We start from the raw sequence: 18,078 nt of genomic DNA, 5'->3' as shown, positions 1-18,078 counted from the left end.
CACAAATTCATGAAGATCAAGGTAATAGAAAAGTATATCCAGGTGATTTTGCACTTATTAATTCAGCTAGTGTTCATGAACTTGAAAGAACTGATTCAGATTATATCTACCATGGATATGCGATACAGATTTCATATCCATATCTATGTTATTTAATCGAGAATTTTGAAGAAATAACATTCACTCATGAATATTTAGAAGAAGATAAAAAGAAGATGACAGAACTATTGTGTCAACTTATAAAGGCATATGATAGTAACCTAGTGACTAGAAGATTAATTGTTATGACTGCACTGAATCATTTTCTAAGTATTTTATGTAATCGATATATGATTCAAAAAGAGAATAAAATCATCCCTAACGCTATAGATTTAATTACAAATACAATGCATTATATGTCGATACATGTATTTGAAGTCTTCAATGCAAAGAAGACGGCAGAAGCGATGAATGTATCATACGGTTATCTTTCAAGAAAGTTCAAAGAAGTATCTGGGTTTTCGTTAGGGGAGTACGCGACAAGAATTCGTCTACAAAAAGCAGAAGCTGAATTATTAGGAAATAGACATACAATTTCAGAAATTAGTGATATATGCGGATTTGCGAATGTAAAGTCCTTGGAAAGAGAATTTAAAAAGAAACATCATTGTAGCCCAACCAAATGGAAACAAGAACATCAATCGTTATAATTTGACTAATAATGGTTATAAAACAACTATAAGTAATCGCTTACATTCAATACACTTAACTACAGGAGGGTATTTGAATGAATAATACTTTTAAGATGATTCTTGCATGCGCATTGATGTTACCAATCGCAGGATGCGGTGCAGACAAGAAGTCTTCCGTAGCAGGAAGCGATGTAATTACAGGAGAATACGATATGACAATTACAGGATATGATTGGGGATGTGGAACAGATAGTATCATAATGAATTTAGATCATCCATTAGATGCAGTTTCAACAGATTCATTTACAGTAACAGAACATAAGCAAGCAACAAATTTCATGGCAGAGGGATTCCCAGTAGAGGAAGTTGATGTGCCACGTCAAGTTACGAATGCCTATCTTGTGGATGAGAGTGGTAAGAAGACAACAGAACCATCAACTCGTGTAAAGCTTGAACTCTACGTTTCACCAAATGATGGATCACCACTACTATTCTCATTTCCAAGCATGATGAATACATGGTCAAAACCATATACATTAACAGTTACAAAAGCAGATAATGCAAAGCTTACTAGCAAAGGCACAGAAGTAAAGGACTTTACAATTAGCGTTGATCCAGCATCTAAAACAACTTCTGCAGATAAATTTAAGTTGGATACCTTTAAGGCAAAAGATGGTGTAACGTACCAATACGCTTCCTATAAACCAGAAGGTGGAAGTAAAACATTGGTTGTTTGGTTACATGGTCTTGGTGAGGGTGGAACAGAAAATACAGATCCTTATGTAACACTGCTTGCAAATAAAGCGGCAGTTCTAGGGGATGAATCATTCCAATCAACAGTAGGTGGTGCAAATGTTCTTGTGCCACAATGTCCAACATACTGGATGGATAATGATGGTAAGATGACAAACTTTAGTGGTGGTGGTATTCAGGCAGATGGAACATCACACTATTTAGAATCCTTACATGAACTTATTGCAAAGTATAAAGAGGAAACTGGTTCTACAAAGGTTGTAATTGCAGGTTGTTCAAATGGTGGATATATGACAATGTTAATGGCGCTAAACTATCCAACAGAATACGATGCATATGTACCAATTTGTGAAGCACTTCCAAATGCATTAATTACTGATGAACAAGTGAAAACATTAGCTGACTTGAAGATGTATTATGTTTATTCTCAAGATGATACAACAGTTGTACCAGAACTTCATGAAGTACCACTTCTACAAAGACTAGAAGCAGCTGGAGCAAAACACACATATGCATCAGTAACTGAACATGTTGTAGATACAACAGGAACATACTACGCAGATGATAATGGACAACCAACATTAGAAAACACAGGAAAGCCATACCAATATATGGGACATTGGAGTTGGATTTATTTCTTCAATAACACATGTGATGCTAATGGCTTAAAGGCATGGGATTTTATTGCGAATGCTGTAAAATAAGCATTAATTTTGGATAAAAATATCTATTAACAAGGAAACCGATCTGAAAATGGTCGGTTTTAATCATTTATTTGTGGAGTCTGGCGTATTTTTTGTATAGAAATATTCTTACAATCAGAAATATAGAAGGGAGGTCTTTATTCGATATAAATATAGGAAACTATCAAAACGTTGTACAACGAATTAAGCAATCTGCTATCTTATCTATTTCTAATAAATTACATCAATTGTAGTAATTAGAGGTTTATGAGTTTTTTAAGGATTTCTATTTTTCAACAGTAGTATATATACCCAAATTATCAAAATCTACCCTCGCGAGAAAAACAGGGTGTTGTGTGCAGGAGGATAAAATTGTGCACAACAAAATAGATGAAATGGTATTGACTGTTCCCTTAGGGAACAGTACTACAGTTGAGATTGTAGAAAGCCAAGAAAAAGTGTTATCTGTAAATGAAGTATGTAAAATTGCGAATATCAGTCGTAAAACACTGTTTTATTACGATAAGATTGGTTTGCTATTACCAAAGAAAAGAATTGGTTCGCAACATACAAAAATGTATGACAAAACTGCAATCTATAAATTGCAGCAGATTCAAATGTACAAAAATGCTGGTCTATTATTACGAGAAATAAAGGAAATTTTGAATGATTCAAAAGAGCATACATACAAACAATTACAGAAAGCAAATGTCAGATTAACAAAAGAACTAGAGAAAATTAAGATACAAAAAGAGAATCTTAAGAAATTACTTCAGGAAACAAGGGGAGAATAATTATGACAAAAGGTTTAATTACTAAAATCATCGTATCTGTATTAACTATCCTAGTACTTGTACTAGGATACAAAATTGTACTTTCACCACGAGATGGAAAGATTACAATGACTTCTACAGAAATCAAAAATTCATTTAAAGAGATTGGCCAATTAGCAGTAGAGGAATATAACTTTACAAATGTCGGAAAGTTTAGCCAAGAAAATATGTCTGCATTTGGAATTTCTATTCCATTTACAGATAAGTCATTCTTAATGACTTATAGTGGTGTATGTAAAGCAGGTATCAAGGATATCTCTGAAATCAACATTGAAGTCAATCAAGCAGAAAAAAAGATAATCGTAGACTTACCAAATGTTGAAGTGTTAGATACATATATCGATGTAAATAGTATTGAAGTTTATGATCAAAGCTTTAATCCAATCAATCAGATTACTGTAAATGATGTGAAGAATTTCCAAGCTAATGAAACAGCTAAAGCTGAGGAAGTTGCAATCAAGAATGGTTTATTAGATAAAGCAAAAGTACGCATGGAAGAAGTTGTTAAGAGCCAAGTAAAGATGTTATTAAGCAACACAGAACAATCAGAATACGAAATTATCATTAACTGGAAGTAAATATTCATATAAAAATATATAAAGAGGATTTTAGAACTAGGAATTTAGAAAAATCCTCTTTAATTTTATTTATTATTACTTAATTTATGGTATGCATGATTGAGCATAAATGCTTTTGATAATTACTTATTTGTCATATTGTGACTTTTGTTATATTTCAATTTAAGTAAACTATTGTATGATATTAAAAGTGAGGGGACTAAAGTATGGAATACTTAGTAGAGACAAAGGGAAATGTAGAAGAGCGGATTTCCAAAGTATATTCAATATCTGCAAAAAATAAGAATGAAGCTGAACTCATTGCAAGGAAGCAGTTTAGAAATGAATATAATTCAGAGGTATTTGCTGTTGAACAGGTAAATGGAAAAACAAAGAATTTGATAGTCTCATTTATTCTTTTGGCTTTTCCGGTTTTCTTATCCTTGATTACATGGAGAAATGGAATTACAGCTGTCAAAATTAGTCCGGATTTTTTGTCAACAATATATGCAGTATTTATATATGGAGCATATTTCTTCCGGTTTAAATCAAATCATAGTTATGGGAGTGGGATAAAGATCAGGTTTGGAATGATGGATGGTATTTCTGCAGCATTGTTAATTGCATTATTTTCTTCTTTTGTTCAAATATTTTTGGCGGAAATAACAGTACCGTTTATTTCAGTTAAGGTAAATACGCAGTATTTACTTATCGTTTCGATTATTCTGATGTATGGTGGTATGAAACGGATAAGTGCTCTTTCATTTGTTGTTATCATGCTTATTGCGATGATTAAAATTGCTACTCTCAATACAGCAATGGGATTGTGGGGTTTTGTATATGTAATTACATCATTTTTAGGGTTGTTAATATTTATGATGGCAGAACCAGCATTTATAGAATTCACTAAGAATTTTGGACGTGGGACAACCTATATATTGAAGGAGAGTGTCAAAGTAAGTGGTAATACAGTTAAACAAGTTGCAACTTCTGCTAAAAATAAAATAGAGATGATGGCAGATGGAGTTAGTGATCATGAATAAATTATTTCGTAGAGTTACTATCATATTTGTTTTGTTAGTATTTATCCTTCCTGTTTTAGGTTGTAAGAAAAAGGATACTGCTACAAATCAAGAGGCAGAAAAGAAGAAGGAAGAAGAATTGTATCTAACAGTAATTAATGATACAGGGAATATTCTTACCAAAGTGGTTGTGACCATTGGGGAAGGCACTGAGATTCTTGAAACTGAGGATATAAATACAAATAGCTTTTCCTTATTAATTCCTGAAGAATTTAAAAATGAGGGTACTTTTAATATTACCTGTATAGATAATTATGAATTTAAATATGGAAAATCAATTGATGTAGAAGATAATCATGGACGCTATGAAGTGAAAATATCGAAAGATAATCGTATCCCTCAGGACGGTGACTGGTGGCGTGAGGTTGAGCAATTCTTTAATCAAAAATAAAGTTAGTTGTTTTTATTTCTTTTGAAGTGTTATTATGGTGGTGGCGAAATACTACGTGTGGACCGCTAAATTGGTCTGCGCTTGGTATTTCGCTTTTTATGCTTACAACTTATAAATTGTGTAGAATTTTTAAATATTACAAATTACAAATTTTATTTAAAATTGAATCATCCAAATTAATAAGAGGTGATAGTACTATTGCTATCACCTAAGATAAAGTGCTTTGAATGTACTGGTTCGCCACATCTAGGTATTTGCTTGCTTTACAAGACTAACGGTCACATAGCGATTTCTTCCGTCTCTACATTCTTGATAGTAATTATAGTATTAATAATTGTAGTTACAATAAACTACTAATTTAGCTTCTTTAATGAATATAATTGGTTAATAAAATCCTCAATTATTTTGTTATTTTTGAAACCTGGCGTATTTTTTGTATAGCACGATAGATAAAATATGAACTAATGATGAGAGTGTTTTTTGGAATGAAGAGAGAGATAAGTTTGTTATTACCAAGAAGTCATTAAATATTCAAATTTTAAAAGTTAAATTGAGTTACTTGTGACAAAAACACTTAGGTCTGACCACTTTTTAGACAAGGAAGGTATATTGTATTGTGGGGGTAGAATTATGAACAAGAAAAAACACACAAAAGCTGAGCGAAAAAGAGCATGGGATTGTTATGTTCGTAGACTGACATCGCCTATTGAAATACATCGTCCTACAAAAGAAGAAAAGGAAATGCTCAAAAAAGCAGGTTATATTATTAAATAGAAATTATATAGAATGATTTCTTGTCGAAGTGGGGGTTCTTTTCTCATATGTTTTGGCACCATCGAAATTTTTGCTAGGCTACAATGAATGATTATGGAGAAAATATTCATGTATTTATTTTGATAATTAAGTCATGGAAAGGATAGAAGATCATGGGAAAAAATATTTTAAATGATGAAACATTGAAACACATCCATTCACAATTAAAGAGATTAAAAAGTTTTGATATATTTTACTGTCAAGAATGTTATATAAAAGCTGGTAAAGTTGCAGGCAATATATATACATATGACTTTGAAAATTTAACAATTACCAATGACCGCAAAGATATTGAAATAAAATTTAATACAGAACAAGAAATGATTGCGCACAGGTTCAAAGATAGTACGTGTTTATTAGACTATGTGAATAAACATGGCGAAGTACCAGAAGGAATCTGGTTAATTGATGATATAAAAGTTTTTTTTGAGGAGGAGGAAGATGAAGATGAAGAATAAATCTTAATTGGCGGTGATTCTGCGAGTATCGAAATTTATGCCGGGCTACAACAGACTTGTTTTTCTAATTTTGAAACTTAATAGAAAGACTTCTCTTGCTGACTTGTATTTGACTTTTCAATGTGTTATATAATGAGTGAAAAGCAGTCATGGTCTGCGAAGCGTTTACCGCTTAGACCTACGGTTGCTTTTTGTTTTTTCCGTATCGATTCTTATTTTTGTTATGCCATTATAATTTTTGATTCTTATCACAATAATAAAAACTCGGTTGATCCGAGTTTTTTTACTTTTCAATATTTAATCTGTGTTTGCCATGGTATGTGATAGCCATGAAGTCTGGACCTACATGGCTTCCAATGACCGGTCCTAATTGCATGATGGAAATCTCTGTATCCTTGAACTGTGGATAGGTTTTGATAAAGTCATCACGGAATGCGACTGCATCTTCGTATGCATCTGCGTGGATAATTGAGATTTCTTCGTCTTTTGTATAATCGGCGATGTCATCTGCACATGAATCGATTAATGAATGCAGTGCTTTCTTTCTACCGCGTACTTGTTTAAAGGAAACAAGCTTTCCACTATCTGGAATATAGATGAGTGGTTTGATGGATAGAATTGTTCCAAGTAGGGCAGAAGCGTTGGATAATCTTCCTCCACGTCTTAACCATTGTAAGTCTTCAACCATGAAACGGTGAATGTACTCAAACTTATGTGCATTTCCCCATTCCACAAGTTGATCATAATCCCATCCTTCTTCATGACGTTTTACTAATTGCTTTAGGAAAAGGGCTAGACCACCTGTAACACAATAGCTATCTAATAGACTAATCTTACGATCAGGGAATTCTTCGCTTAGGCTCTTGATTGCGCGCTCTGCGTTATTAATAGAAGAGGATAAAGCGCGAGTCATATCAACAAATAGAACATCATTACCTGCATCAAGAATTTCTTTTAAGAATTCATAGTATGCATATTCTGTGATTTGAGATGTATTTGGTTGCTTACCTGCACGCATGGAAGTCATTAAGAAATTACGACTTTCTTCTGTGCAATCATCTATATAAACTTTATCGTCAATTGTGTATGTGTATGAGATAAAGGGGATATTGTGTTCTTTTAGGTACTCTGCTGGCAAATCCGAAGTAGAGGATGTTGCGATTACATATTTATTCATAGGGCCTCCAAGTATCATAAAAGTATTATAAATAATTAGAGATTTTTGTCTATTGAATTCAGACAAAATAATTAAAATGTCGTGAAATTTTCACAAAAGAATTATGTGAAAAATATCAATTAATTTTACTGAAAACATTGACAATGTTAGTTAGTGAGTCTAAACTAACATTAGTTAGAGTGCTCTAACTTTTGTTCATTTTTGTAAGGAGGCAAGCGATGATACCATTAGCTTTAGGAGTAATTGGTCAAGAATATAAGATTGTTAAAATTGGGGGGAGTGCGGAAGTGAAACAACACTTAGCAGACCTCGGTTTTGTCGTTGGTGGCTCTGCCACAGTTGTCTCAGAAGTCGGTGGAAACCTAATTGTAAACGTGAAAGAAACACGTATTGCGATTGGGAAAGAAATGGCTATGAAAGTCATGATATAAGGAGGGAAGAATGAATACATTAAAGGAAGTTACGATTGGCAGTTCTGCAAAGGTTTTGAAGCTTCATGGTGAAGGCGCTGTAAAGCGTAGAATCATGGACATGGGCATCACTAAAGGAGTTGAGGTTTATGTTCGTAAGGTTGCTCCATTAGGTGATCCAATCGAAGTGACTGTAAGAGGCTATGAATTATCCATCCGTAAGGATGACGCCGCAATGATTGAAGTCGAGTAATTCATAGAGAGATAAGGAGAAAGTAGAATGGCAAACGAAAGATTGAAGATTGCCTTAGCGGGTAATCCAAACAGTGGTAAAACGACCTTATTCAATGCCTTGACTGGTTCTAACCAGTATGTAGGTAACTGGCCAGGAGTAACTGTAGAAAAGAAAGAGGGTAAACTCAAGAAACATCCAGATGTAATTATTGAGGACTTGCCTGGTATTTATTCATTATCACCATATACATTAGAGGAAGTTGTTTCTCGTAACTATTTGATTGGTGAACATCCTGATGCGATTTTAAATATTGTAGATGGTACAAACTTGGAGCGTAACTTATATCTAACAACACAGTTACTTGAAATTGGTGTTCCAGTTGTAGTAGCTGTCAACATGATGGACCTTGTTAAGAAGGCTGATGATAAGATTAATATCAATGCTTTGAGCGAGAAGTTAGGCTGTAAGATTGTTGAAATCTCCGCTTTGAAAGAAACGGGCATTATGGAAGCTGCGGAAGCTGCGATTGCGGCTGCTGAAGCAAAATCAGCTACATCAGTTCATAAGTATGAAGATAAGATTGAAACAGCTCTTTCTAAGATTACAGATTCTGTATTAACTGATGTACCTGCTGATCAAAAACGTTGGTATGCAATCAAAGTATTTGAAAGAGATGAAAAAGTACTTGCAAGATTGAATCTCAATGAAAGCCAGATGGCTGAAGTAGAGAAAATTGTTTCTGCAGTAGAGAAGGATTTGGATGATGATGCGGAATCTATCATTACAAATGCTCGTTACACATTTATTACTGAAACACTAAACGGTATCTATACAAAGCAGAATGCTGGTAAGCTCAGTGTTTCTGATAAGATTGATAACATCGTTACAAACCGTTGGTTAGGTTTACCTATCTTTGCGGTAGTTATGTTTATTGTATACTTCGTATCTATCCAGACATTTGGTACAGGTGCTACTGACTGGGTAAATGATGGATTATTCGGTGATGGTTGGTTCTGGTTTGGCTTAGGACGTGCAGAATTTGATGAAGATTCTGGTACATATAAAGCAGACCAAGAAGCAAACCAAGCCTTCATTGATGAAGCAATTGAAAAGGGTTATATCTCTTCTAGCGAAAATGACGAAGGTGAAACAGAAATTACAGTTCTTAAACCAGAGCAGTTAGAGAACTTGGTTGTTTCAGCTGATATTCATAATGATGAAGGTGATGTAGAGGAAACTCGTGAAGTAACTTACTCTGATTATGAAATCTATTCAGCAGAAGAAGAACCTGAAGCTGCTACATATGGACCATGGCAAGATGGTTTACCAACAGTCATTGGTAACTTCTTGAAGTCAATTGAAGTTGCTGATTGGTTACAGAGTCTTATCCTAAATGGTATTGTTGCTGGTGTAGGCTCAGTTCTTGGTTTCTTACCTCAGATGTTAGTATTATTCTTCTTCCTAGCATTCTTGGAAGGCTGCGGTTATATGGCTCGTATTGCGTTCGTTATGGACCGTGTATTCCGTAAGTTTGGCTTATCTGGTAAGAGTTTTATCCCAATGTTAATTGGTACAGGTTGTGGTGTTCCTGGTGTCATGGCTTCACGTACAATCGAGAATGAGCGTGACCGTCGTATGACAGTTATGACTACAACATTTATTCCATGTTCTGCGAAGTTACCAGTTATCGCTTTAATCGCTGGTGCTTTCTTCCAGAAGTCTGGATTAGTTGCGACAAGTGCTTACTTCTTAGGCATTGCGGCTATCGTTATTTCAGGTATTACATTAAAGAAGACAAAGATGTTTGCTGGTGATCCTGCACCATTCGTAATGGAATTGCCTGCATATCACTGGCCAACTCCTTCTAATATCTTACATTCTATGTGGGAGCGTGGTTCTTCCTTCGTTAAGAAGGCAGGAACAATCATCTTACTAGCGACTGTACTTGTTTGGTTCATGCAAAGCTATGGCTTTACTGAAAATGGATTTGGTGCTGTAGAACAGTCTGAATCTATGCTTGCGGTAATTGGTAATGCAATCAAGTTTATGTTTATTCCTTTAGGTTGGGGTGATTGGCGTGCAGCTGTAGCTGCTATTACTGGACTAGTTGCGAAGGAGAACGTTGTAGGTACAATGGGTGTTCTCTATGGCGCTGGTGAAGTTGCTGAAAATGGATGGCAGATCTTTACATCTATGGCAAATGCATTCAACAATAACCCGATTGCAGGTTACTCATTCTTAGCATTTAACTTACTATGTGCTCCATGCTTTGCGGCAATTGGTGCTATCCGTCGTGAGATGAATAATGGTAAGTGGACATGGTTTGCAATTGCTTATCAGTGTACTTTAGCATACGTAATTGCACTCATTATCTACCAGGTAGGTTCTGCAGTTACAGGTAATATCCACCCAATTGGACTCGTTGTTGCGATTGTATTAATTGCAGCTATCATTTGGGGACTTGTACGTCCGGGTTACAAAGAAAAATAATGATTTACTATAAGGTGCAGGGCAACCTGTACCTTATTTAGAAAGGTGTATGTATAATGTCTATACACGAATTAACAGCAGCGAAGATTAAATATTTAGTTACATTACTTCGCTTAGATCCAAGTGGTAGAGGCGTACGTAGCGTAACACTGGCAAAAGAATTAAATGTTTCTAGACCAAGTGTATGTGCCATGTTAACCAAACTAGCACATGAAGGATATATCAACAAAGAACACTATGGCATTGTATACCTTTGTGAAAAAGGAAAAGAAATAGGTAAAACCTATAGTGCAGGTTAACTGCATTTAGAAAGAGGTAGTATGGGAACAATAGTAGTAGGTGGCGTATTAGTAGTTGTACTTGTAGTTGCAATCCGCTCCGTTATTAAAAGAGGAACTTCTGGTTGTTGTTCATCCGGTGGATCGTGTGGTGGAGGTTGTGGCTGTCATGCAAATGTAAAGGTTACAGATAAGAATCTTGCACATTATCCATTTGAAGCAGTACTTACTGTGGATGGTATGACTTGTGGACATTGCGCTTCAAAAGTTGAAAATGCATTAAACACAATAGAAGGTGTATACGCAGTAGTAGACTCTGATTTAAAGAAAGCACATGTTCATATGAAGTCTAAAGTAGATGAAACAGTATTACGTAAAGCAGTTAATGACTTAGGCGAATATACTGTACTGAGTGTTGATTGGATTAAATAAAAAAGTGGTCACTTCAATAGAAAGTGACCATTTTTTTAAAGCCAGGTTATTGGATAGAAGAGTGGAAGTAAGTAAAGGAAGAGAATGTAGTTTGTTACAAATGATGTAGTTATAAACTGAATTAAATTAAACTTCTTATGCATACGAATGATAATCAGTATAAGAGAAATTAAGATTGAAACCAGTAACCATAAAGCAATCACTCGACGTTCCGTATAGCCGTAGGTAAAGAAGTACAGGCCTAGTTTTAAACATGCAAGCAAGTTGAAACATAATGTTGTGAATAACAATATATATGTTTCTAGCTTTGTGTTTGTAGTATCTTCTTTTCTGACTAGGAAGTTTAATGCCAAAATTAATAGGATGTTTAATCCCATGATACGGAAGAAATTCCAAAAGCCCCGTACTGCATATACACATGAACTCTCTGCGCTAGGTGCAGCTAATACAGTAGGTAACTCTGATAACTGGAACATAAAGAATACAAGATAGAGTATAAGTAATACCAAATTTGTGATACGAATAGAAATAAGCGGAATCACTTTTTTCTTTAGGAAGAACTCTCTACAGCCATCATAGGATATAAAGGGTTTCTCACTCAGAATACAACTACTGATAAGTCCAAATAGATAGGCACCAACTGGTAAACTCCAAATGATACGGAAGAAATATATTGAATTTAGTGGATGGAAGATAAATCTAAAAAGACTTGTTGTTAGGTTTGCAAAGTTTTGGTCGATTGCGGATAGTTGTCCTAATGCGAAAAGTACAAGTGGAATTAAGATAATCAAACTAAATACTACTGTTTTTAGTTGCTTTGAATGAATGTATGTGCGTAGGTATTTGATGATATGTATGATACGTGCAAATAGATGTGAGAATGGCTGAATGATCCACCCCTCAAAAAAATCCAATAGGATTGTTTCACTTGTATTTGGAAGTGATAATTTCTGAAAACGACATAACGTATAGTAGATGACATTCGCGTGTAGTATCGCTACCTTTTCGAATTCAAAAGAACGATCAAATCCAAGAAGAATACCTTGAAATAATAGTAGACATGCCCATAGGATAGATTCTTTTGTGCGCTCTTTGTGAAGGGAAGCTGCGCTAACTTCTACGATCAGAATGTATAGTGCTGCTAACTTTGCAAAGGCAAAGTAGATTACAAAAAGTGAAGCATATAGATATCCAAATATATAAGTTGCAATTGCGATACAGAATAAGAGTGTATCAGGTGCAATCATCGTTTGTTTATTCTGGTTCATAGCTGAGTATATCTCCTGGTTGGCAATCTAGGGTTTTGCATAACGCCTCTAGCGTAGAGAAGCGGATTGCCTTTGCTTTTCCATTTTTTAGAATTGATAGATTTGCTGGTGTAATATCAATCTTTTCAGCAAGTTCACCTGCACTGATATGACGTTTTGCCATAATGACATTTAAATCAACATTGATAGGCATAAGTCACCTCATATTGTTAGGTCTAATTCGTCTTTCATACGAATTGCCTGTTGGAAAATATTTTGAATAATACGAATAATCAAAGCAAAGAAGATGGCCGCAAATACAATACTGTAGAATAGCTTAGACCAAATCGCTGCAAGTATAAAAGCAAGTACACTTCCTAACAAGCAACAAACACTTGCATGTCTTAATAGATTTATATTCTCTATAATAAACACATTTTCTTTAGAGATATTTACGAGAAGCTGATTGATAATGTATAGAAGGCGAAGTAATACTACAAAGCCAATATAGCCAATCCCGCAGGCGAGAATAATTTGATTCTGTGTAGATATTGAGGTGATATTTCGACTGTCAATAAACTCTTTGGCGATTGAAACACTATTGATGATGATATAGATTGCGATAAGCGCAATGAGTAATATCAATATGCGTGTAAGTAATATGCTGTTACGTATATGTTTTGAACTAGATTCCATAATCAAGTCCTCCTTGTGGAAGTATCATAGTATATATATTTCTGTAATTCAATAATTATTTATCGAAAAACAATAAATAATTATTATTGACAGGTGCATATTACTGTATTAATATAATACTGTATTAAGACAGTAATACAGAAGGAGAAATGATGAGTTGGGAATTTAGAAGTGATCAAGCAATTTATCCACAACTAGTCAGTATTATCAAACGAAGAATTGTGACGGGTGTATATCCAGCAGGTTCCAAGTTACCATCTGTTCGTGAATTAGCAGAAGAATCTGGAGTCAATCCAAATACGATGCAACGAGCACTGATAGGACTTGAACAAGAAGGGCTTGTATATACACAACGTACTGCAGGACGTTTTGTTAGTGAAGATAAATCCATGCTTGATGGTATCAAGGGTGAAGAGGCTAAAAGCCTAACCGCGGAATATTACGCAAAGCTAAAAAAGCTAGGATATTCCAAAACACAGATGATTGATTTTATTAATATGCAAGGAGAAGAATGATGAGTGTAATGTTTGAATGCAAAGGTTTAACAAAGAAATATGGTAATAAAGTAGCGTTAAATCATGTTGACCTTTCATTGGAGTCAGGACGTATCGTAGGTTTACTTGGTCCTAACGGTAGTGGTAAGACAACAATGTTAAAGCTTGCAAATGGCTTATTAACCCCAACAGAGGGCGGCATCTTTATCGATGGTAAAAAGCCAGGGATTGAAACTAAGGCGGTTGTGTCTTATCTACCTGATGCGGATTATCTATTAGATTGGATGAATGTTGGTGAACTGTTAAAGATGTTTAGAAGTTTCTATGATGACTTCCGTTATGATCGAGCACTAAAGATGTTAGATGAGTTACATATTCAACTAAAAGATAAGCTTAAGAATTTATCAAAGGGTAATAAAGAAAAAGTACAACTTGTACTTGCAATGAGTCGTGAAGCAAAAGTTTATTTCTTAGATGAACCAATTGGTGGTGTTGACCCAGCTGCTAGAGATTATATCTTACGTACGATTATCGGTAATTACAGTGAAAATGCATTGGTAGTCATTTCTACACATTTGATTGCGGATGTAGAGCCTGTATTAGATGAAGCAATCTTCATCCGTGATGGAGAAATCGTATTCCATCGCACGATAGATGATATTCGTGAAAAAGAAGGTAAGTCAGTAGACGCATTATTTAGAGAGGTATTCGCATGCTAGCTAAATTAATTCATTTTGAATTTAAATCAACATATAAATTATTTCTAATCTTGATTGGTGCTGAATTCTTATTATCCATCGTACTAGGTGTATCAGTGAACACCAATCTTAAAATCATGTCAGATAGATTGGCATATGATCCATTCTACACAAGTAACTCTTCGACAGTTTCGTTCATTTTGGTTTTGATGGTAGTAGGAATTGTATTTGCGACATTTATGATGATCTTTGGGTCTTCTGTACAGCGTTTCCACAAGAATCTATTATCTGGACAGGGATATTTGATGCATACATTACCAGTAACCACTTGGCAGCTTGTATTAAGTAAGGTTATTACATATATGATCTATGTTGTACTATTTGTACTCGCACAGCTAGCATGCCTAGTTGGTATGATTATCGGTACAGGTCAATTTATCGATTTTATTCGCAGTCTATATTTAAATTTTGATTGGCTACTTCGTGCAGTAAAGATTATATTAGATTTAGGATTTATAGAGTTATGTGCAACGTATCTATTCTCAGCTTCACAGTTCTTATTACTGATTTATCTATGTTATTCAGTTGGTAACTTATTCCCAGAACATCGTTTACTTGTTGGTATCGCTACATTTATTATCCTAGGTATTGTGGTTCCATCTCTATTCCAAGTTCCTTCTATCTTTGTAGTGACATTTGGTGCAGTGCAGGTTATGAATGCTCTTAACCAAATGAGTTATCAAACAATGACATTAATTTATTCAATTATTATGAATGTTATCTTCTTTGCGGCTAACGTATATATCCTACGTTACCATCTAAATTTGGAGTAATGATATATGATTCGACATATTGTAATGTTTAAACTTCAGGCTTTAAATCATGAAGAAAGTTTAAAAGAGGCAGTAACTCTTGCTAAAACACTTACAAGTTTAAAAGAAGTGGCTAGTGGTGAAGTAGTATGCAATCACAAGGATGCAGATCCAACAAATTATGATTTTGCCTTAGTGTTTGACTTTGTATCTTTTGAGGCATTAAATGCATACCAGGTTCATCCAGAACACTTAAAACTAAAAGCTTTATTAAAAGATAAGATTCAAGCTCGCTCTTGTATCGATTATGAGATTTAGAAGAAATTTTTCTAAATAAAATGAAATAGTGGTTTCGTAAACTCCCACTCTAAAATCAATAATAGGTTTTGAATAGTAGTACTGAAAGTTCATTTGAAGGATTTTGATAGCTATTGCGCAATGAATGTAGCAGTGATGAAGGATTAGTTGCTAGTTTGAGATCAATTTTACTGATAAAAAAGTCATATTAAACAGAATTATTAGAAAATTTGAAAAGAAAGTATATTGTTTGCTTGTTACATAAAAAGTTTAACAGTATACAAAATTGGAGTAATTAATATGCTAAAAATACAAAACTTAAAAAAATCCTATGGGAAGAGAACAGTATTAGATAATGTCAACATGAATATTCCGAAAGGTAAAGTTTATGGTTTGATTGGCCCAAATGGTGCTGGAAAATCTACTATTATGAAGATTTTGACTGGTTTAATTAATAAGACAAGCGGTTCTATTATTTTTGAAGGTAAAGAATGGTCACGTCGTGATCTTGAGAAAATTGGGAGTATCATTGAAGAACCGCCACTTTATAAGAATTTGAGTGCCTATGATAATATGAAAGTAGTAACAACAATGCTTGGGATTTCAGAAAGCACTATACTTCCATTGTTAAATAAAGTGGGTTTAGGAAATATTGATAAGAGACCAGTAAAACATTTCTCTCTAGGAATGAAACAAAGATTAGGTATAGCTATTTCTTTAATCAATTCACCTAAATTACTTATATTGGATGAGCCTACTAATGGCTTAGACCCAATTGGTATTCAAGAGTTAAGAGACATAATAGAGTCATTTAAATCTGAAGGAATGACAATCATGATTTCGAGTCATATTCTATCGGAAATTGAACATATAGCTGACTTCATTGGTTTTATCTATGAGGGAAAGATTGTACTAGAGAAAGAATATGATGGTTCCGAGAACCTTGAAGAGTTATTCAATAATCAAATATTATTGGAAAAGGGGAGAAAGGAATTATGAAACGAATATTTCTATCAAACTTGTTAAAAATAAAAAATACAAGTATTAATAAATTGATTATTCTTTTTCCCCTTATTTGTGCTTTGATATCCTTATTATTTTCGTCGCTGGGTGGTGAAAGCGTTCTAAGTTTAACTGTAGAAACAGCAGTGAATCAGTGGGGAGTTATTTGGATTAATGTTATTATTGCGGTAGTTTCTGGTTTACTAAATAAATTGGAATTAGATTCAAATAAGTATTCTATTTTCTTATCAAGAGATGTTGATTTAAAGATGGCAGAATTTTCAAGAATTATACTAGTAGCTTTTTTGAGTTTAGTAATTAGTATCATTCTGGGGTTGATACTTATTGTAATTAGCTTATTTTTACCGACACCAAGTCTTACAAGTCTAAGTAGAATTCTACTAACTGTTTTATTAATTTGGGTTACAACTTTATGGCAGATTCCATTTACTTTATGGCTTTCAAGAAAGACGAATCTTTATTTTTCTATGATTATTAATACTATAGCTCCACTGATTATTGGTACAAGTTTTTCTCTCTTAGATAACTGGTATATTTTCCCTTATGATTGGTCGCTAAAGTTGCTAGAACCAATGACGAAAATGAAAATAAATGGTATTCCTTTTGGGACTGAATATGTTCCTGATTATTCAATGATTTATATTTCATTATTCTTAGGAGTTATTTTATTCATTATTCTGTCAGAAATTTCTGCTATATCTTTTAAAAAACAGGTGAAATAGTTATGAAGTCGAATATATGTTCTAGTTTTTTGAAAATTAAAAATACGTCTTATTTACTAATACATGTCTTAGCAGCATTACTATTTCCTCTACTGTTATTCTTATATTGGAATCATCGTGGAGATTTACAAAGCAGGACAATATTATTTTCTTATTTTCAAATAGTAGGTGTACTTCTTCCATTTGCTTCTAGTATTGTCTGTATTCAATTGAAAAATTTGGAGGAATCGGCTGGTAAATATAAATATTTATTAGGATACTCGAAATCGAATTATAAGCCATTTTTTGTGGAAGTGATATTTCTATGGATTTGTTACTGTATAGTATTGGCGGTTTCAATTACTGTTTTGAGCTTTTTGTTGAAAACTGTAGGAGTAGATATATCGATTAGATTCATTATTTTAAATGTCTTATTCTATACTATTTTTTCTTTTGTTGTATATATGATGAATCATATTATCAGTTATTTATTTAGCACAGGAGTAGCGTTAGGTATTTCGATGGTAGGCGTTGTTGTAGCAGCATTATGTGAAACGAGTCTGGGTGATAAGATATGGTTTTTTATCCCATGGGCTTGGTTATTAAGGGTGTCGGATACTCTATTTCATCAACAGGAAATTACTGTCACTCCATTTATAACTGTATTTATTGTTTCTATCATAATAGGATTATTTCATATTTGTGTATTTAAAAGATGGAATCAGGATTGTCTAAAAACTAGTTGAATATGATTACTTCATCTATAAATCGTAAATGAGATCTAATTTATCCTACTAAGGATAAATACGAAATTTTACAGGTATTACAACTATATGTAAGGGTTTTA

Annotated in this window: 24 protein-coding genes; 20 read left to right on the top strand and 4 right to left on the bottom strand. The window is 33.8% G+C overall.

The genetic code is table 11. The features are described from left to right. From RWM19_RS01390 to RWM19_RS01355, 8 genes are all read left to right on the top strand, one after another. Positions 1–689, top strand: a 689-nt coding sequence (locus RWM19_RS01390; protein WP_313982885.1) for a helix-turn-helix domain-containing protein, incomplete at its 5' end; no start/stop codon positions are given. Between the two features lie 77 nt (positions 690–766). Continuing rightward, a complete protein-coding gene (locus tag RWM19_RS01385; protein ID WP_313982883.1) occupies positions 767–2,128 on the top strand; it encodes a hypothetical protein in 1,362 nt (453 codons plus the stop codon). Positions 2,129–2,481: 353 nt separating this feature from the next. Then, complete coding sequence (locus RWM19_RS01380) at positions 2,482–2,901, top strand: MerR family transcriptional regulator (RefSeq protein ID WP_313982881.1); 420 nt, start codon at positions 2,482–2,484, stop codon at positions 2,899–2,901. Positions 2,902–2,903: 2 nt separating this feature from the next. Further along, positions 2,904–3,518, top strand: a complete 615-nt coding sequence (locus RWM19_RS01375; RefSeq protein WP_294021415.1) for a DUF4230 domain-containing protein — start codon at positions 2,904–2,906, stop codon at positions 3,516–3,518. 206 nt (positions 3,519–3,724) lie between these two features. Further along, positions 3,725–4,540, top strand: coding sequence for a hypothetical protein (locus RWM19_RS01370; protein ID WP_313982878.1), 816 nt, complete (start codon positions 3,725–3,727; stop codon positions 4,538–4,540). Then, complete coding sequence (locus tag RWM19_RS01365) at positions 4,533–4,970, top strand: hypothetical protein (RefSeq protein ID WP_313982876.1); 438 nt, start codon at positions 4,533–4,535, stop codon at positions 4,968–4,970. Before RWM19_RS01370 ends, RWM19_RS01365 begins: the two co-directional genes overlap by 8 nt. A gap of 630 nt (positions 4,971–5,600) precedes the next feature. Next, positions 5,601–5,744: a hypothetical protein gene (locus tag RWM19_RS01360; protein ID WP_313982874.1), complete on the top strand. Its 144-nt coding sequence runs from the start codon at positions 5,601–5,603 to the stop codon at positions 5,742–5,744. Between the two features lie 152 nt (positions 5,745–5,896). Beyond that, complete coding sequence (locus RWM19_RS01355; RefSeq protein ID WP_294020931.1) at positions 5,897–6,241, top strand: hypothetical protein; 345 nt, start codon at positions 5,897–5,899, stop codon at positions 6,239–6,241. A gap of 283 nt (positions 6,242–6,524) precedes the next feature. Here the strand turns inward: RWM19_RS01355 and RWM19_RS01350 are convergent, their stop codons facing one another. After that, on the bottom strand, positions 6,525–7,418 hold the full coding sequence (locus RWM19_RS01350; RefSeq protein WP_313982871.1) for a DegV family protein: 894 nt from the start codon (positions 7,416–7,418) through the stop codon (positions 6,525–6,527). A 218-nt stretch (positions 7,419–7,636) separates the two neighbouring features. Between RWM19_RS01350 and RWM19_RS01345 the strand changes: the two genes are divergently transcribed. The 5 genes from RWM19_RS01345 to RWM19_RS01325 are packed head-to-tail and all read left to right on the top strand — an operon-like array spanning position 7,637 to position 11,263. Beyond that, positions 7,637–7,849 (top strand): FeoA family protein, encoded by a 213-nt coding sequence (locus tag RWM19_RS01345; RefSeq protein ID WP_294020929.1) that lies wholly within the window; start codon positions 7,637–7,639, stop codon positions 7,847–7,849. A 10-nt stretch (positions 7,850–7,859) separates the two neighbouring features. Beyond that, the gene (locus RWM19_RS01340; RefSeq protein WP_313982869.1) at positions 7,860–8,081 is read left to right on the top strand and encodes a ferrous iron transport protein A; all 222 of its coding nucleotides are present in this window, start codon (positions 7,860–7,862) and stop codon (positions 8,079–8,081) included. Between the two features lie 27 nt (positions 8,082–8,108). Continuing rightward, positions 8,109–10,553: a ferrous iron transport protein B gene (gene feoB / locus RWM19_RS01335; RefSeq protein WP_313982867.1), complete on the top strand. Its 2,445-nt coding sequence runs from the start codon at positions 8,109–8,111 to the stop codon at positions 10,551–10,553. Positions 10,554–10,609: 56 nt separating this feature from the next. After that, a complete protein-coding gene (locus tag RWM19_RS01330; protein ID WP_294020925.1) occupies positions 10,610–10,852 on the top strand; it encodes a metal-dependent transcriptional regulator in 243 nt (80 codons plus the stop codon). Between the two features lie 21 nt (positions 10,853–10,873). After that, entirely contained in the window at positions 10,874–11,263 is a 390-nt protein-coding gene (locus tag RWM19_RS01325) for a heavy metal-associated domain-containing protein (protein ID WP_313982864.1), read from the top strand. 35 nt (positions 11,264–11,298) lie between these two features. Here the strand turns inward: RWM19_RS01325 and RWM19_RS01320 are convergent, their stop codons facing one another. Genes RWM19_RS01320 through RWM19_RS01310 form a run of 3 tightly spaced genes read right to left on the bottom strand, consistent with a single transcriptional unit; the run spans position 11,299 to position 13,206 of the window. Further along, the gene (locus tag RWM19_RS01320; RefSeq protein WP_313982862.1) at positions 11,299–12,531 is read right to left on the bottom strand and encodes a DUF4153 domain-containing protein; all 1,233 of its coding nucleotides are present in this window, start codon (positions 12,529–12,531) and stop codon (positions 11,299–11,301) included. Further along, the gene (locus RWM19_RS01315) at positions 12,518–12,724 is read right to left on the bottom strand and encodes a helix-turn-helix transcriptional regulator (RefSeq protein ID WP_294020921.1); all 207 of its coding nucleotides are present in this window, start codon (positions 12,722–12,724) and stop codon (positions 12,518–12,520) included. The genes RWM19_RS01320 and RWM19_RS01315 overlap by 14 nt, the downstream gene beginning before the upstream one ends. Before the next feature lie 8 nt (positions 12,725–12,732). Further along, positions 12,733–13,206 carry a DUF2975 domain-containing protein gene (locus RWM19_RS01310; RefSeq protein WP_313982859.1) on the bottom strand — a complete coding sequence of 158 codons (474 nt, stop codon included), beginning with the start codon at positions 13,204–13,206 and terminating at the stop codon, positions 12,733–12,735. A 149-nt stretch (positions 13,207–13,355) separates the two neighbouring features. Between RWM19_RS01310 and RWM19_RS01305 the strand changes: the two genes are divergently transcribed. The 7 genes from RWM19_RS01305 (at position 13,356) to RWM19_RS01275 (ending at position 17,977) form a co-directional block, all read left to right on the top strand. Further along, positions 13,356–13,721: a GntR family transcriptional regulator gene (locus tag RWM19_RS01305; protein WP_294023700.1), complete on the top strand. Its 366-nt coding sequence runs from the start codon at positions 13,356–13,358 to the stop codon at positions 13,719–13,721. Continuing rightward, positions 13,721–14,419 (top strand): ABC transporter ATP-binding protein, encoded by a 699-nt coding sequence (locus RWM19_RS01300; RefSeq protein WP_294023713.1) that lies wholly within the window; start codon positions 13,721–13,723, stop codon positions 14,417–14,419. Before RWM19_RS01305 ends, RWM19_RS01300 begins: the two co-directional genes overlap by 1 nt. Continuing rightward, positions 14,413–15,231 (top strand): hypothetical protein, encoded by an 819-nt coding sequence (locus tag RWM19_RS01295; RefSeq protein WP_313982856.1) that lies wholly within the window; start codon positions 14,413–14,415, stop codon positions 15,229–15,231. Before RWM19_RS01300 ends, RWM19_RS01295 begins: the two co-directional genes overlap by 7 nt. A 6-nt stretch (positions 15,232–15,237) precedes the next feature. Next, a complete protein-coding gene (locus RWM19_RS01290) occupies positions 15,238–15,528 on the top strand; it encodes a Dabb family protein (RefSeq protein ID WP_294020915.1) in 291 nt (96 codons plus the stop codon). A gap of 279 nt (positions 15,529–15,807) precedes the next feature. Further along, positions 15,808–16,506, top strand: coding sequence for a lantibiotic protection ABC transporter ATP-binding protein (locus RWM19_RS01285; RefSeq protein WP_294020914.1), 699 nt, complete (start codon positions 15,808–15,810; stop codon positions 16,504–16,506). Continuing rightward, positions 16,503–17,252 carry a lantibiotic immunity ABC transporter MutE/EpiE family permease subunit gene (locus tag RWM19_RS01280; RefSeq protein ID WP_294020913.1) on the top strand — a complete coding sequence of 250 codons (750 nt, stop codon included), beginning with the start codon at positions 16,503–16,505 and terminating at the stop codon, positions 17,250–17,252. The genes RWM19_RS01285 and RWM19_RS01280 overlap by 4 nt, the downstream gene beginning before the upstream one ends. Positions 17,253–17,254: 2 nt before the next feature. Continuing rightward, positions 17,255–17,977 (top strand): lantibiotic immunity ABC transporter MutG family permease subunit, encoded by a 723-nt coding sequence (locus RWM19_RS01275; protein ID WP_294020912.1) that lies wholly within the window; start codon positions 17,255–17,257, stop codon positions 17,975–17,977. Positions 17,978–18,078: the final 101 nt, after the last annotated feature.

This window comes from uncultured Solobacterium sp., from assembly GCF_963517755.1.
Taxonomy (GTDB): domain Bacteria; phylum Bacillota_I; class Bacilli_A; order Erysipelotrichales; family Erysipelotrichaceae; genus Bulleidia.
This window is presented reverse-complemented; position numbering and strand designations above follow the sequence as displayed.

Bases quoted from the DNA above. Each gene is read 5' to 3' on its own strand.
- RWM19_RS01305 (WP_294023700.1), top strand. From the start codon at position 13,356: ATGATGAGTTGGGAATTTAGAAGTGATCAAGCAATTTATCCACAACTA.
- RWM19_RS01385 (WP_313982883.1), top strand. From the start codon at position 767: ATGAATAATACTTTTAAGATGATTCTTGCATGCGCATTGATGTTACCA.
- RWM19_RS01280 (WP_294020913.1), top strand. From the start codon at position 16,503: ATGAAACGAATATTTCTATCAAACTTGTTAAAAATAAAAAATACAAGT.
- RWM19_RS01330 (WP_294020925.1), top strand. From the start codon at position 10,610: ATGTCTATACACGAATTAACAGCAGCGAAGATTAAATATTTAGTTACA.
- feoB (WP_313982867.1), top strand. From the start codon at position 8,109: ATGGCAAACGAAAGATTGAAGATTGCCTTAGCGGGTAATCCAAACAGT.
- RWM19_RS01275 (WP_294020912.1), top strand. From the start codon at position 17,255: ATGAAGTCGAATATATGTTCTAGTTTTTTGAAAATTAAAAATACGTCT.
- RWM19_RS01365 (WP_313982876.1), top strand. From the start codon at position 4,533: ATGAATAAATTATTTCGTAGAGTTACTATCATATTTGTTTTGTTAGTA.
- RWM19_RS01350 (WP_313982871.1), bottom strand. From the start codon at position 7,418: ATGAATAAATATGTAATCGCAACATCCTCTACTTCGGATTTGCCAGCA.
- RWM19_RS01370 (WP_313982878.1), top strand. From the start codon at position 3,725: ATGGAATACTTAGTAGAGACAAAGGGAAATGTAGAAGAGCGGATTTCC.
- RWM19_RS01340 (WP_313982869.1), top strand. From the start codon at position 7,860: ATGAATACATTAAAGGAAGTTACGATTGGCAGTTCTGCAAAGGTTTTG.
- RWM19_RS01300 (WP_294023713.1), top strand. From the start codon at position 13,721: ATGAGTGTAATGTTTGAATGCAAAGGTTTAACAAAGAAATATGGTAAT.
- RWM19_RS01295 (WP_313982856.1), top strand. From the start codon at position 14,413: ATGCTAGCTAAATTAATTCATTTTGAATTTAAATCAACATATAAATTA.
- RWM19_RS01285 (WP_294020914.1), top strand. From the start codon at position 15,808: ATGCTAAAAATACAAAACTTAAAAAAATCCTATGGGAAGAGAACAGTA.
- RWM19_RS01375 (WP_294021415.1), top strand. From the start codon at position 2,904: ATGACAAAAGGTTTAATTACTAAAATCATCGTATCTGTATTAACTATC.
- RWM19_RS01345 (WP_294020929.1), top strand. From the start codon at position 7,637: ATGATACCATTAGCTTTAGGAGTAATTGGTCAAGAATATAAGATTGTT.
- RWM19_RS01320 (WP_313982862.1), bottom strand. From the start codon at position 12,531: ATGAACCAGAATAAACAAACGATGATTGCACCTGATACACTCTTATTC.
- RWM19_RS01325 (WP_313982864.1), top strand. From the start codon at position 10,874: ATGGGAACAATAGTAGTAGGTGGCGTATTAGTAGTTGTACTTGTAGTT.
- RWM19_RS01315 (WP_294020921.1), bottom strand. From the start codon at position 12,724: ATGCCTATCAATGTTGATTTAAATGTCATTATGGCAAAACGTCATATC.
- RWM19_RS01360 (WP_313982874.1), top strand. From the start codon at position 5,601: ATGAACAAGAAAAAACACACAAAAGCTGAGCGAAAAAGAGCATGGGAT.
- RWM19_RS01290 (WP_294020915.1), top strand. From the start codon at position 15,238: ATGATTCGACATATTGTAATGTTTAAACTTCAGGCTTTAAATCATGAA.
- RWM19_RS01355 (WP_294020931.1), top strand. From the start codon at position 5,897: ATGGGAAAAAATATTTTAAATGATGAAACATTGAAACACATCCATTCA.
- RWM19_RS01310 (WP_313982859.1), bottom strand. From the start codon at position 13,206: ATGGAATCTAGTTCAAAACATATACGTAACAGCATATTACTTACACGC.